At 75.3% G+C, this 12775-nt stretch carries 13 protein-coding genes and 1 pseudogene; 8 read left to right on the forward strand and 6 right to left on the reverse strand.

Going from position 1 to position 12775, the window contains the following annotated elements; genetic code table 11:
* Positions 1-44: 44 nt before the first annotated feature.
* From ACFXPX_RS23140 to ACFXPX_RS23170, 7 genes are all read left to right on the forward strand, one after another.
* Positions 45-908, forward strand: a complete 864-nt coding sequence (locus ACFXPX_RS23140) for an alpha/beta fold hydrolase (protein ID WP_380643013.1) — start codon at positions 45-47, stop codon at positions 906-908.
* A gap of 87 nt (positions 909-995) precedes the next feature.
* Positions 996-1352, forward strand: a complete 357-nt coding sequence (locus tag ACFXPX_RS23145) for a DUF6204 family protein (RefSeq protein WP_375889906.1) — start codon at positions 996-998, stop codon at positions 1350-1352.
* A 72-nt stretch (positions 1353-1424) separates the two neighbouring features.
* On the forward strand, positions 1425-1970 hold the full coding sequence (locus ACFXPX_RS23150; RefSeq protein ID WP_380643015.1) for a MarR family transcriptional regulator: 546 nt from the start codon (positions 1425-1427) through the stop codon (positions 1968-1970).
* A 78-nt stretch (positions 1971-2048) separates the two neighbouring features.
* Positions 2049-2180 (forward strand): hypothetical protein, encoded by a 132-nt coding sequence (locus ACFXPX_RS23155; protein WP_380524836.1) that lies wholly within the window; start codon positions 2049-2051, stop codon positions 2178-2180.
* Positions 2177-2509, forward strand: coding sequence for a sulfurtransferase TusA family protein (locus tag ACFXPX_RS23160; protein WP_380524835.1), 333 nt, complete (start codon positions 2177-2179; stop codon positions 2507-2509). Before ACFXPX_RS23155 ends, ACFXPX_RS23160 begins: the two co-directional genes overlap by 4 nt.
* A 58-nt stretch (positions 2510-2567) precedes the next feature.
* Positions 2568-3494 carry a polysaccharide deacetylase family protein gene (locus ACFXPX_RS23165; protein WP_380643017.1) on the forward strand — a complete coding sequence of 309 codons (927 nt, stop codon included), beginning with the start codon at positions 2568-2570 and terminating at the stop codon, positions 3492-3494.
* 30 nt (positions 3495-3524) lie between these two features.
* The gene (locus ACFXPX_RS23170; RefSeq protein ID WP_375889914.1) at positions 3525-3977 is read left to right on the forward strand and encodes a hypothetical protein; all 453 of its coding nucleotides are present in this window, start codon (positions 3525-3527) and stop codon (positions 3975-3977) included.
* Here ACFXPX_RS23170 and ACFXPX_RS23175 read toward each other — a convergent pair.
* The 4 genes from ACFXPX_RS23175 to def all read right to left on the reverse strand — a co-directional run bounded on the left by ACFXPX_RS23175 (position 3940) and on the right by def (position 8190).
* Positions 3940-5031 carry a MerR family transcriptional regulator gene (locus ACFXPX_RS23175; protein WP_380643019.1) on the reverse strand — a complete coding sequence of 364 codons (1092 nt, stop codon included), beginning with the start codon at positions 5029-5031 and terminating at the stop codon, positions 3940-3942. The genes ACFXPX_RS23170 and ACFXPX_RS23175 overlap by 38 nt on opposite strands.
* 100 nt (positions 5032-5131) lie before the next feature.
* Positions 5132-6580: an RsmB/NOP family class I SAM-dependent RNA methyltransferase gene (locus ACFXPX_RS23180; RefSeq protein WP_380593314.1), complete on the reverse strand. Its 1449-nt coding sequence runs from the start codon at positions 6578-6580 to the stop codon at positions 5132-5134.
* An 88-nt stretch (positions 6581-6668) separates the two neighbouring features.
* The gene (gene fmt / locus ACFXPX_RS23185) at positions 6669-7607 is read right to left on the reverse strand and encodes a methionyl-tRNA formyltransferase (protein WP_380524830.1); all 939 of its coding nucleotides are present in this window, start codon (positions 7605-7607) and stop codon (positions 6669-6671) included.
* A gap of 37 nt (positions 7608-7644) precedes the next feature.
* Entirely contained in the window at positions 7645-8190 is a 546-nt protein-coding gene (gene def, locus ACFXPX_RS23190) for a peptide deformylase (protein ID WP_375889921.1), read from the reverse strand.
* Between the two features lie 256 nt (positions 8191-8446).
* On the opposite strand from def, the pseudogene ACFXPX_RS23195 reads away from it, so the two are divergent.
* A pseudogene (locus tag ACFXPX_RS23195) lies at positions 8447-8792 on the forward strand (hypothetical protein); the annotation flags it as partial.
* A 454-nt stretch (positions 8793-9246) separates the two neighbouring features.
* On the opposite strand, the gene ACFXPX_RS23200 reads toward ACFXPX_RS23195, so the two are convergent.
* Positions 9247-11331 carry a primosomal protein N' gene (locus tag ACFXPX_RS23200; RefSeq protein ID WP_380593315.1) on the reverse strand — a complete coding sequence of 695 codons (2085 nt, stop codon included), beginning with the start codon at positions 11329-11331 and terminating at the stop codon, positions 9247-9249.
* A 98-nt stretch (positions 11332-11429) separates the two neighbouring features.
* Positions 11430-12638 carry a methionine adenosyltransferase gene (gene metK / locus ACFXPX_RS23205; RefSeq protein WP_375889924.1) on the reverse strand — a complete coding sequence of 403 codons (1209 nt, stop codon included), beginning with the start codon at positions 12636-12638 and terminating at the stop codon, positions 11430-11432.
* Between the last annotated feature and the right edge of the window lie 137 nt (positions 12639-12775).

Genomic DNA, 12775 nt, shown 5'->3' on the forward strand with positions numbered 1-12775 from the left:
CCTGACCGTAGCCTCCGAGGAGTACCCCTCCCGAGGAGACCACCATGCTGCCGGAATCCACCATCCACCCCGCCCCTGCCTCTGCCCTTCCCCACACCCCCGTCCCTATCCACGTCCCCGTCGACGGCGGCACCCTCCAGGCCCAGCGCCAGGGGCGGGGCGGCCCCACCCTGGTCCTCGCCCACTACTGGGGCGGCTCGGCCCGCACCTGGGACGCGTTCGTCGGCCACCTGCCGCCCGAGCGCAGCACCGTGCGCTACGACCAGCGCGGCTGGGGCCGGTCCCGCGCGCTGCCCGGCCCGTACCACCTGGAACAGCTCGCCGAGGACCTCCTCGCCGTCACCCGCCGGCTCGACCTGGACCACTTCGTCCTGGTCGGCCACTCCATGGGCGGCAAGGTGTGCCAACTCGCCGCCGCGCGGCGGCCGGAGGGCCTGGCCGGGCTCGTCCTGGTCGCCCCCGCCCCACCGCGGCCGGCCCCCACCGCCACCCTCGACCACCGGCAGGCGCTCGCCCGCGCCTACGACTCGCCGCAGTCCGCGGGCCATGCCCTCGACCACGTCCTGACCGCCGCCCCGCTGCCTCCGGAGCTCCGCGCCGCCGCCGTCCAGGACAGCCTGGCCGCCGACGTCCCGGCCCGCGAGGAGTGGCCGCTGCACGGCCTCGCCACCGACATCAGCGCCGCCAGTGCCCGGATCCGGATACCCACCTTGGTCCTGACGGGCCGACACGACCGGGTCGAGCCGGCGGACCTGCTCCGCACCCATCTGCTCCCCCACCTCCCGCCCGCCCGCCTCACGGTCGTCCCGGACGCCGGCCACCTGCTCCCGCTGGAAGCGCCCGCCGCCCTCGCCGACGCCGTCGAGTCCTTCACGGCAGGCCTCCCCACCCCGGCCGACCACCGGTGACCCGACCCGTCCCCGCCCCTCCCGCCCCTTCCCCTCGACCGCGAATCGCATTGGCGGTCCGCCACCTCCACTGCCTATCGTCGGGGCATGACCACCCGAACCTTCCGCATCATGGTGCGCGGCGTCTTCGACGGGCTCAGCGACGAGCAGCGCGCCGAGCTCCTCGCCGCCGCCCCCGAGCACGACGTGCTGCACGCCGCCTTCACCCGCGAGGGCCACCTCAGCTACGACCTCGCCGCACGCACCGCCTTCACCTTCCGCTTCCTGGACGAGGGCGAGGCCGAGGAGGACATCCTGGAGGCCACCGAGCGGGCCGAACAGGTCGCGCAGTCCTGGCTGACGGACCGCGGCTACGGCTACAAGAACCTCCGCTCCCAGGCCGAGGACCTCTCCCAGGCGCCACTGGGCAAGCGCCAACGCCGAGCCGCCAACACCACCGGCTGACCGACCCCCTCCCTCTGCCACCTCCTTGACGGCTCCGCCCGTGCATATACTTGAGCAGTCAAGGAGGTGGCAATGACAAACCCCACGAGCCCCAGCCCCGGCCCCAGCACCCGTCCCAGCCCCAGCACCAACCCCGTCCCGAGCCCCGACACCACCCCCCGCCCCGACCCGCTCGACACCGCACTACGCCTGGTCCGCGCCCAGACCGCCGTGGTCAAGCGCTTCGACGCGAGCCTCAGCGGCCTGCACGGCGTGAGCCTGTCCGACTTCACCCTGCTGCTGCACCTCGCCCAGGCCCCCGGCGGCCGGATGCGCCGGGTCGACCTCGCCGAGGCCCTCGGCCTCACCGCCTCCGGCGTCACCCGCGGCCTCGCCCCGCTGGAGCGGATCGGCCTGGTGACCCGCGAGGCCGCCGCCCGCGACGCCCGGGTCGCGTACGCCGCCCTCACCCCGACCGGTCGCGAGCGGCTCGCCGAGATGCTGTACACCGCCCGCCAGGTCGCCACCGAGCACTTCGCCGCCGACCAGTGGAGCGGCGAGGACCTCACCCGGCTCTCCGCCCTGCTCACCCGCCTCGGCGGCACCGCCCCCGAACACCGCCACATCCCGAAGCCCTAGGCTGGACCCGAAACACCGGCACCACGGCCACCACCAGCCCTACCCGCACCACGCCTCACCTCCGCGAAGGGCACCACCATGACCCGCACTCCCGGCCCGCCGCCCGGCGCGGCGCCGCGCCGGGAGCCCGCCCTCGCCGAGGTCCACGTCTTCGAGGAGGGCGACCTGCCCCGCCGCCTCCGGCGCATCACCCAGGAGATCCCCCGATGACCACCCCCGACGACGCTGTCCGCCCCGCCGCCGACGGTACGGCCCCCGAGCTCACCGTCGACGGCACCGGCCTGCTCTGCGTCCAACTCCTGCTCCGCCTGCGCAAGCAGATCGCCCACCTCCCGGCCGGGGCCGTGGTCCACATCCTGACGACCGATCCGGCCGCCCCGCTCGACCTGCCCGCCTGGTGCCACCTGACCGGCCATGAGTACCTCGGCCCGGTCCCCTCCCCGGCGCCGGACCACGACGTGTACGCCCTGCGCCTCACCTCCGCCCCCGTCCAGACCCGCCCCGACCGCCCGTGGCACCCCACCCCCACGACAGACTGAGCCCGACCGAGCGGAAATCCCCGCGCGCCGGCCGCCCCTCCCGGTGAAGACTGCCCCCATGCCCACCGCAGTCCCCGCCCCGGACGGTCCGCGCGCCAACCACCTCCTCGGCCATCCTCCCGAGGCCCGCCTCCTGCTGCTCAACTGCGACGACCTCGGCCTGGACGAGTCCGTCAACCTCGCCGTGATCGAGGCGGTCCGCCAGGGCATCGCCGCCTCCGCCAGCCTGATGACCCCCTGTCACGCCGCCCCGCACGCGCTCCGCCTCCTGCGCCGCCACCCGGAGATCCCCTTCGGCGTCCACCTCACCCTGGTCTGCGAGGCACCGCACCTGCGCTGGGGCCCGCTCACCGCCCGCGACCGGGTGCCCTCCCTCCTCGCGCCGGACGGCGGGTTCCACGCCCCCACCCCGGCCGGCCGGGCCGCGCTCACCGCGAACGCCCGGATCGACGACGTGGAGCGCGAGTTCCGCGCCCAGATCGACGCCGTCGGGGCGAGCGGCCTCAGCCCGACCCACCTGGACTTCCACTGCCTGGCCGACGGCGGCCGCGAGGACGTCCTCGACCTCGCCCTCGCCCTGGGCGCCGAGTACGACCTGGCGGTGCGGGTCTGGCTGCCGCCCGCCCTGGACCGGCTGCGCCAGCGCGGGCTGCCGGTGGTCGACCACGGCTTCCTCGACAGCTTCGCCGTACCGCTGGAGGACAAGCCCGCCCACTACGCCCGCCTGCTCGCGGCCCTCCCGCCGGGCCTGACCGAGTGGGCCGTCCACCCGGGCCTCGCCACCGGCCCCGACGACGGCCGGCCCGTGCGCCGCAGTGACTACGAGTTCCTGGTCTCCCCCGAGGCCCGCCGCCTGCTCGCCGAGCACGCGATCACCGTGCTCGGCTACGACGCCCTCCAGCAGGCCTGGCGGACCGCCCGCGAGCGGCCCACGCCAGGCGCCCCCGTCGGACCGGTGTGCCACGATGAGGAGAACGTAACGTAACGGCCCGGCTCCACAGGGAGGTTGACCACCATGGACTCGATCCTCAGCTGCCACTGGCACGACCAGGACGGCGCGTGGGAACTGACCGTCCGTCGCAACGGACCGGCGTGGGAGCTGTTCGCGTCCGCGCCGTTCGGTTCGGAGTCACTCCCCTTCGCCGACCCGGACGAGGTCCGCCGCCTCGCCCAGACCCTCCTCGACCTGCCCGCCGAGCCCGAGCCGTACGAGTTCGAATGGACGCTCTCCCGGACGGACTTCGCCCACACCGAGCGGGAGCGCACCCTCTTCGCGACCCTCGCCGTCGGACTGGACCCCGACGACGGCCACCGCCCGTACCTCGCCTACCAGTCCTCCCACCACCTGCGCGAGTTCGCCGCGCTCGGCCTGGAGGTGATCTGCGAGGACCCCCCGGTCGACCACCTCCGCGCCCAGGCCCACGCCTTCCTCACCAACTGCCCGGCCCCGCCACCCCTCCAGCCGTAACCCCGCCCACCCGTACGGCCCGTACCGCCTGCGCTGCCCGCGCCGCCTGCACGGCCCGCACCGCCCAGTCCAGCACCTCACCCGAACTCTCCGGCGCCACCCACCCGTTGACGACCGCCAGCAACTCCAGGTACCGCTCCCGCCGGGGGTCCGCCATCGCCCGCAGTCGCCCCACCAGCCGGTCCACCAGGCACTCCACCAGCCGCTCCGGCAGCCGGGCCCGCAGCTGCTCCCCCGCCCCGGCCCTGCCCACCAACTCCGCGTACCGCTCCAGCAGGACCGCGACCACCCGCGCCGCCTCCGCCGATCCCGGCTCCACCCCCGCCGCCACCGCCGGGCCGACCGCCCTCCGCACCAGCACGGCCAGTCCGGGCCGGGGCGGCGCACCGGTCGCACCCTCCGCCGCCTCGTCCTCCGCCAGTCCGCGCCACAGCTCCCGGAACCCGTCGTCCCCGGCCAGCAGCGCCAACTCCACCCAGGCCTCGACCTGTTCGTCCGACGGCCGCTCCGGCAGCCGGGGCGTCAGCGACTCGGCCACCCCACCCCAGCACCCCTCCGCGCCGGGCACCGCAGACCCGCCGGACACCGCAGCCCCGCCGGGCACCGCGGCCGCTCCGAACACCGCGGCCAGGAACTCCCCGACCAGGCGCCCCCGTTCGTCCTCCGTCAATCGGGCCAGCCGGTGCACGAGCGTCAACTCCTCCGTGGTCGCCCCGCGCGCGGCCACCGTCCGCAGCACCGCCTGCCGCAGCCGCAGCACCCGGATCCGGACGTCCAGCGCCGCGGCGTGCGCCGCCGCGACCTCGGACAGCGCGCGCTCGCGGCCGAGCACCTGCCGGACTTCCGGCAGACCGAGCCCGAGCTCGCGCAGGGTGCGCACCAGGTCCAGGCGGGCGACGGCGTCCGCGCCGTACCGCCGGTGGCCGGCCGGGTTGCGGTCGGCCGGCGACACGATCCCCTGGTCCGAGTAGAACCGGACGGTCTTCACCGTCAGCCCGGTCCGCCGGGCCAGTTCACCGATGGTGAGGAGGGTGGGGAGCGCATCGCCGTTCATGCCCGCCACCCTGCCGCCTCCCCCTACAGGAGGTGCAACCCCGGCAACCAAGGCGACCCCGGCAGCCCAAGCCCCCAAGGCCGCCCGGGCGACCAGTGGCTCAGGCCGTCCGCCGCAGCAGCGCCAGGTACATCGCGTCCGTCCCGTGCAGGTGCGGCCACAGCTGCACGTCCGGCCCGTCGCCGAGCGCGGGAACGCCGGGCAGCAGCGGCCGGGCGTCGATCCACTCGACCCGGCCGCCCTGCTCGCGCAGCACGTCGTCGACCACCGCCCGGGTCTCCGCGAGGTGCGGCGAGCAGGTCGCGTAGCCGACCACGCCGCCGATCCGGGTGGCCTCGATCGCCGAGCGCAGCAGGTCCCGCTGGAGCGGGCCGAAGGCCGCGACATCGGCCGGCCGGCGCCGCCAGCGCGCCTCCGGGCGGCGCCGCAGCGCGCCCAGGCCGGAGCAGGGGACGTCGACCAGCACCCGGTCGAAGCCGCCGGAGCGCCAGGCCGGGCGCGTCCCGTCGGCCGCGATCACCGTGTACGGGCCGGGGTTGCCCTCCAGCGCCCGCGCCACCAGCCGGGCCCGGTGCGGCTGCTTCTCGCTGGCGACCAGTCCCGCGCCGCGCTCCGCGGCCAGGGCGGCGAGCAGGGCGGCCTTGCCGCCCGGGCCGGCGCAGCCGTCCAGCCAGAGCCGGTCCGGGCCGTCCAGCGGCGCGCTCGCGAGCGCCAGGGCGACCAGCTGGCTGCCCTCGTCCTGGACGCCGGCCCGGTTCTCCTGGACGGCGGTCAGCGCACCGGGGTCGCCGCCCTCGGCGAGCCGCAGCGCGAACGGGGACCAGCGCCCGGGCTCGGCCTCGGGCAGCACCTCGGCCAGCTCGCCCACGGTGGTCCGGCCGGGCCGGGCGACCAGGGTGACCTCGGGCCGGGCGTTGTCGGCCCGCAGCAGTTCCTCGATCGCGGTGCGCCCGGAGGCGTCCGGCTGCCAGCGGCCGAGCGAGTCCCAGAGGGCGGAGACCACCCAGCGCGGGTGCGAGTGCACGACCGCCAGGTGGTCCTCGGCGTCCTTGTCGTACGGCGGGGCGACCCGCTCGATCCAGGCGTCCAGGTCGTGGGCGCTGATCCGGCGCAGCACGGCGTTGACGAACTTGGCCTTGCCGTCGCCGAGCACCACCCGGGCCAGCTCGACGGTCGCCGAGACGGCCGCGTGGCTGGGGATGCGGGTGGTGAGCAGCTGGTGGGCGCCGAGCGAGAGCACGTCCAGCACCGGCGGGTCGACCTTGCTCAGCGGCCGGTCGATGCAGGCGGCGATGACCGCGTCGTAGGTGCCCTGGAGCCGCAGGGTGCCGTAGACGAGTTCGGTGGCGAGGGCGGCGTCGCGCCGGTCCATGCCCTTCTGCTCGGCCTCGCGGAGCAGGGAGGGCAGGATCAGGTTGGCGTACGCGTCACGCTCGTCGACGGCGCGCAGCGCGCGGAACGCGACGATCCGGGCCGGGTCCTTCTTGGGCCGCCGGTGCGGACGGGGGGCGCGCTTGGCGCCTGCGGGGGTGTTCGGGGGCGTGCTCACAGATACCTCAAAGTGCTGCGGTGGCTATTTTTCGTACGAAACATGCGGATCGTACGGATCAAACGAACAGTAACGCCAAACCGGAGGCTCAGCCTCCGAACCGCTCCCCGGCCTCCAGCCGCGCCCCGCGCGCCCAGTCGGCGGCCCGCATCTCCTTCTTCCCCTGCGGACGCACCTCCCCCAGCTCCAGGTCGTGGGAGCCGGTGCCGACCCGCACGCTGTTCTTGCCGACCATCGCGACCTCGCCCGCTGCCAGCTCGGCCGACTCCGGCAGCAGCTTGACCGGCCCGGTGACCTTGAGCCGCTCTCCCCGGAACTCCGTCCACGCACCCGGCGCGGGCGCGCAGCCGCGCACCACCCGGTCGATCCGCAGCGCGGGGTGGGTCCAGTCGATCCGGGCGTCCTCGACGGCGATCTTCGGCGCGAGGGTGACGCCCTCGGCGGGCTGCGGCACGGCGTGCAGCGAGCCGTCCTCGATGCCGTCCATGGTGGCCGCGAGCAGCCGGGCGCCGGAGAACGAGAGCCGGGTGAGCAGGTCGCCGCTGGTGTCGCTCGGGCGGACCTCCTCGGTGATCACCCCGTAGACCGGGCCGGAGTCCAGGCCCTGCTCGATCAGGAAGGTGGAGGCGCCGGTCACCTCGTCTCCGGCCAGCACCGAGTGCTGGACGGGGGCCGCGCCGCGCCAGGCGGGCAGCAGCGAGAAGTGCAGGTTGACCCAGCCGTGCTTCGGGATCTCCAGGGTGCCGGGGCGCAGCAGCGCGCCGTAGGCGACCACCGGGCAGCAGTCGGGGGCGAGTTCGGTGAGCCGGGCGACGAAGTCCGGGTCGCTGGGCTTCGCCGGCTTGAGGACCTCGATCCCGGCCTCCTCGGCGCGCTGGGCGACGGGGCTGGCGACCAGCTTGCGCCCGCGCCCGGCGGGGGCGTCGGGGCGGGTGACCACCGCGACGACCTCGTGCCGGTCGGAGGCGATCAGCGCGTCGAGGGCGGGAACGGCGACCTCAGGGGTGCCGGCGAAGACGAGACGCATCAAGTGCCTTTCTGCATACGGGAATCGAGGAACGAACTCAGCGAGCGGAGCCGAAGGTGCTGTGCGGCGAGACCTTGACGACGGGCGCCGGCCCGGTGCCCCAGTCGGCCTCCCGGATGGCCTTCAACGCGGCCTTGCGCTGCTCCCGGTCGAGCCGGTCGATGAAGATGATGCCGTCCAGGTGGTCGGTCTCGTGCTGGATGCACCGGGCGAGCAGCTGGGTGCCCTCCAGCGTGACCGGGTCCCCGTACATGTTGAAGCCCTTGGCCACCACGCCGTACGCGCGCTTGGTGTCGTAGCGCAGTCCGGGCAGCGAGAGGCAGCCCTCCGGGCCCTCCTGCTCGTCCTCGCTGAGCGACAGGTCCGGGTTGATCAGGTGCCCGGTGACGCCGTCCACGTGGTAGGTGAACACCCGCAGCGAGACGCCGAGTTGGGGCGCGGCGAGGCCGGCGCCGGGGGCGTCGAGCATGGTGTCGGTGAGGTCGGCGACCAGCCTGCGCAGTTCCTTGTCGAAGGTGGTCACCGGCTGGGCGCTGGCCCGCAGGACGGGGTCTCCGAAGAGACGGATCGGCTGGATCGCCACGGGGTACGGGCTCCTGTCCGGACTGGGCTCGGGCTGCGGGCAACGGCTGGTTCCCGCCAAGTCTATGCAACCCGCCCGGGCGCTCCGACGGGCCGTCCTCGGACGCCCGCACCGGCTTCTGGCATATCCCGAGTCTGCCGAGCCGCGTTACCCCGGCCCCCGCTTCGGCGTTGGTCAAGAGAGATTGACCGGGGCCGGGCGCACGGGACACCGCGCTCCGGCCGAGCTGAACCGTACGGAAGGTGGCACGTAGGCCATGGCCGAGCAGATCAACCACGACGCCCGGGCGCGGGCGAGCCTGCACCTGCTGGTGCGGGACATCGAGCGGGTGAGGCGCCAGGTCGACGCGCTGCGGACGCTCACCGCCCAGCTGGGCAACGTCTACCGACCCCGCCGGCCGAGCACCTCGGCCGGCTTCGTGGTGTACGGGCGGGCGCCCGCGCCGACCGTGCGCCTGGCGCAGGAGCTGCGGGAGAGCGTGGAGACCCTGGTGGCGGCGGCGGTCGAGTTCGACCGGGCGCTGGGCTTCTCCTGGGACTCGGTGGGCTCCGCCCTCGGGGTCACCAAGCAGGCGGTCCACCGCCGTTACGGGATGCGCCGCCCGACCAGCGAACTCCTCGCCGCCAGCGGCGCCGTCCCCGGCCCCGCCCGCCCGGACCGCTCCGAGGAGCTGCCCGTCCCCGCCGAGCGCAGCGGCGGCCTGGCCGCCACCGTCCCGGCGGCCCGCCAGGGCGGCCTGGACCGCTCCAGCCTGGAGCGCAACGCCCTGGACCGCACCCCGATCGACCGCACCCCCGTCGGCACCCCCGTCGACCGGACGCCCCTCGACCGCACCCCCGTCGGCACCCCCGTCGACCGGACGCCGCTCGACCGCACCCCCGTCGACCGCGACCGCACGCCCACCGAGCGCCCGCCGACCGGCATCCCCCTCCGCGGCTGACCACCCGCGCCGCCGACCGGGCCGCCCCGGGGCGGGGTGGCCCACTCACCCCGCCCCCGCAGGTCCGTCACCCCCGCCGGCCACCACCGGTCAGCAGCCCCCAGCCACCCCCACCGCTACCCGATGTCCGTCGGATCCACCCGCACCCGCACCGGCTCCGGCGTCCGCAGCGCGATCCGCGCGATCTGCGCCGCCTTGAGCGCCGCCGCCAGCGCGGCCCCCTGCCCGGGCGCCACCCGCAGCAGCGCCCGCTCCTGCTCCTCCCCGCGCAGCGCGGGCACCGGCACCGGGCCGAGCACGTCCGCGCCCTCCGGCAGCCGGATCAGGTTCAGCAGGTCGGCGACGGCCGCCGGGCTCCCGCTGACGGCGGCCATCCGCGACACCGGCGGGAAGTGCAGCTGCGCCCGTTCGTCCCGTTCCAGCCCGGCGTGCCCCAGCGGGTCCCAGCGGACCAGGGCCTGCACCGGCCGGGCCGAGGGCTCGGCGACCACGACGACCGTCCCGCCCTCCCCGGCGGGCCGGGCCAGGGCGGCGGCGGCCAGCCAGAGCCGCAGGGTCTCCTCCCCCGCCCGCAGGTCGGGCCGGCCGAGCAGGGCCCAGCCGTCCAGCAGCAGCACCGCCCCGTACCCGGAGCCGCCCTCGACCACCGGCTCCGCGCCCGGGGTGGAGATCACCAGCGAGGGCTCGTCCGGCACGGTGTCCAGCACCGCGTCCCGCCCCGAGGTCCGGACCGGGATCCGCGGGAACGCCTTGCCCAGTTCCTCCGCGGTGCGCCGGGCGCCGACCACCTGGGCCCGCAGCCGGAAGGAGCCGCACTCGGGGCAGTGCCAGTCGTTCTCCGCCTCCCCGCACCAGCCGCAGCTGAGCGGGGCGTCGGCCGAGGGCGCCTCCAGGGGCCCTTCGCAGCGCCGGCAGCGGGCGGGCGTGCGGCAGCGGCCGCAGGCGAGCCGGGGCACGTAGCCGCGCCGGGGCACCTGGATGAGCACCGGGTGCCCGGCCGCCAGCGACTCCCGGGCGGCCTCCCAGCCGACCGAGGGCAGCCGGGCGGCCTGGGCGGCGGCGTCCCGGTGCTGGTCCTGGTCGGTGACGGTCCGCACCCGGGGCGCGACCTGCCGCACCGTCTCCCGGTCGGCGACCAGCGGCCGGGCCCAGCCGGTGGCGACCAGCTGGGCGCCCTCCACGGTCACCGTGTGCCCGCCGAGCAGCACGGCCGCGCCCTCCTCGGCGGCGCGCAGCAGCGCCACCTCGCGCACGTGCGGGTGGGGGGCGCGCGGGTCGCTGTGGCTGCCGTCCCCGTCGGACCAGACCACGACGAGGCCGAGGTCGCGGACGGGCGCGAACATGGCGGCCCTGGTCCCGATCGCGGCGTGCACCGAGCCGCGGCTGACCGCCAGCCAGCGCCGGTAGCGCTCGCGCGGGCCGAGGTCCGCCTCCAGTGCCATGTGCATCCCGGGGCCGAGCAGCTCGGTCAGCGCCCGGTCGACCCGGGCGACCGAGCGGCGGTCCGGCAGCACGACCAGGGCGCCGCGCCCGCCGGCCAGCGTCGCCGCGACCGCCCGGGCGATCTCGTACGGCCAGCCGGGCCCCGGGAGCGCCGCCCACACCGCCCGCGGCGAGCCGCCGTCGGCCAGCGCGGTGAGGAAGTCCGGCCCGGCCGGGTAGCGCTGCCAGCCCCCGGGCGCCGGGGCCTGGGGGCGCGGCAGCGGCGCCGGGGAGGGCTCGGCCTCGGCCTTGGCGTGCCGGGGCGGCACGGCGAGCTGGAGCACGTCGGCCAGCGTCCCGGCGTACCGGTCGGCGACGGTGCGGCAGAGCCGCAGCAGCTGCGGGCTGAGCACGGGTTCGGGCGAGAGCACCTGGGCGAGCGGGGCGAGCGGGCCGGCGAAATCGCTCTTCTCCAGCCGGGCGACGATGAACCCGTCGTGCAGTTCCCCCCCCTCGCGCTGGCCCTTGACCACCCGCGCTCCGAAACGCACCCGCACCCGGACGCCCGGCTGGGCCTCCTCCGCCATCGCGGCGGGCACCTCGTAGTCGAAGAGCTTGTCGATGGTGAGCACGCCCTTGTCCACCACGACCCGGGCCACCGGCAGGTGCTCGGCCCGTTTGGCCCCGCGCCACGACCGGGGCTTGGCCCGCTTGACCGTCTCCCGGATGAACGCCAGCTGCTCCGGCTCGGCGCCCCCGTTCTCCCCTGTGCTGCTCATCGCTCCCAAGTACTACCAGGTCACACCGACAGGACGCACAAAGCGGAGCGGCGCCCACCCCGCGACGGGGGTGGGCGCCGCTCGGCAGAGCCGGGACGTCAGTCCTGGACGGCAGCCTTGAGCTGCTCCACGCGGTCGGTGCGCTCCCAGGTGAAGTCCGGCAGCTCACGGCCGAAGTGGCCGTACGCGGCGGTCTGGGAGTAGATCGGGCGCAGCAGGTCCAGGTCGCGGATGATCGCGGCCGGGCGCAGGTCGAAGACCTCGGAGACGGCCTTCTGGATGCTGAGGACCGGGACGGTCTCGGTGCCGAAGGTCTCCACGAACAGGCCGACCGGCTCGGCCTTGCCGATCGCGTACGCGACCTGCACCTCGGCGCGGCGGGCGAGGCCGGCGGCAACGATGTTCTTCGCCACCCAGCGCATCGCGTACGCGGCCGAGCGGTCCACCTTGGACGGGTCCTTGCCCGAGAAGGCGCCGCCACCGTGGCGGGCCATGCCGCCGTAGGTGTCGATGATGATCTTGCGGCCGGTGAGGCCGGCGTCGCCCATCGGGCCGCCGATCTCGAAGCGGCCGGTCGGGTTGACCAGCAGGCGGTAGCCCTCGGTGGTCAGCTTGATGCCCTGGTCGGCCAGCGCCTTGAGCTCCGGCTCCACGACGAACTCGCGGATGTCCGGGGTGAGCAGCGACTCCAGGTCGATGTCACTGGCGTGCTGGGTGGAGACGACCACGGTGTCGAGGCGGACGGCCTTGTCGCCGTCGTACTCGATGGTGACCTGGGTCTTGCCGTCGGGGCGCAGGTACGGGATGGTCCCGTTCTTGCGCACCTCGGTGAGGCGGCGGGAGAGGCGGTGCGCCAGGGTGATCGGCAGCGGCATCAGCTCGGGCGTCTCGTCGGACGCGTAGCCGAACATCAGGCCCTGGTCGCCGGCGCCCTGCTTGTCCAGGTCGTCCTCGTCGCCCTCGACCCGGGCCTCGTACGCGGTGTCGACACCCTGCGCGATGTCGGGCGACTGGGCACCGATGGACACCGACACGCCGCAGGAGGCGCCGTCGAAGCCCTTCTTGGAGCTGTCGTAGCCGATCTCCAGGATCTTGTCCCGGACGAGCTGGGCGATCGGGGCGTACGCCTTGGTGGTCACCTCGCCGGCCACGTGCACCTGGCCGGTCGTGATGAGCGTCTCCACGGCGACCCGGGAGGTCGGGTCCTCCCGCAGGAGAGCGTCAAGGATGGTGTCGCTGATCTGGTCAGCGATCTTGTCGGGGTGTCCCTCGGTCACGGACTCCGAGGTGAACAGGCGGCGAGACACAGCGCTCCCTGGGGTTGCAGCGGCTGCTGACTGAAGGCCCCCGGCGAACCGGGGACATCCGGAAAGACTTGATTCCTGGAGTCTAACCGGCTGCTTCCGCCGAACGTCACCCGCTTCCGGAAATCAAGAACGTTCTC

This window comes from Kitasatospora sp. NPDC059146, assembly GCF_042786665.1.
Lineage (GTDB): Bacteria > Actinomycetota > Actinomycetes > Streptomycetales > Streptomycetaceae > Kitasatospora.

Bases quoted from the DNA above. Each gene is read 5' to 3' on its own strand.
- ACFXPX_RS23140 (WP_380643013.1), top strand. From the start codon at position 45: ATGCTGCCGGAATCCACCATCCACCCCGCCCCTGCCTCTGCCCTTCCC.
- ACFXPX_RS23145 (WP_375889906.1), top strand. From the start codon at position 996: ATGACCACCCGAACCTTCCGCATCATGGTGCGCGGCGTCTTCGACGGG.
- ACFXPX_RS23150 (WP_380643015.1), top strand. From the start codon at position 1,425: ATGACAAACCCCACGAGCCCCAGCCCCGGCCCCAGCACCCGTCCCAGC.
- ACFXPX_RS23155 (WP_380524836.1), top strand. From the start codon at position 2,049: ATGACCCGCACTCCCGGCCCGCCGCCCGGCGCGGCGCCGCGCCGGGAG.
- ACFXPX_RS23160 (WP_380524835.1), top strand. From the start codon at position 2,177: ATGACCACCCCCGACGACGCTGTCCGCCCCGCCGCCGACGGTACGGCC.
- ACFXPX_RS23165 (WP_380643017.1), top strand. From the start codon at position 2,568: ATGCCCACCGCAGTCCCCGCCCCGGACGGTCCGCGCGCCAACCACCTC.
- ACFXPX_RS23170 (WP_375889914.1), top strand. From the start codon at position 3,525: ATGGACTCGATCCTCAGCTGCCACTGGCACGACCAGGACGGCGCGTGG.
- ACFXPX_RS23175 (WP_380643019.1), bottom strand. From the start codon at position 5,031: ATGAACGGCGATGCGCTCCCCACCCTCCTCACCATCGGTGAACTGGCC.
- fmt (WP_380524830.1), bottom strand. From the start codon at position 7,607: ATGCGTCTCGTCTTCGCCGGCACCCCTGAGGTCGCCGTTCCCGCCCTC.
- ACFXPX_RS23200 (WP_380593315.1), bottom strand. From the start codon at position 11,331: ATGAGCAGCACAGGGGAGAACGGGGGCGCCGAGCCGGAGCAGCTGGCG.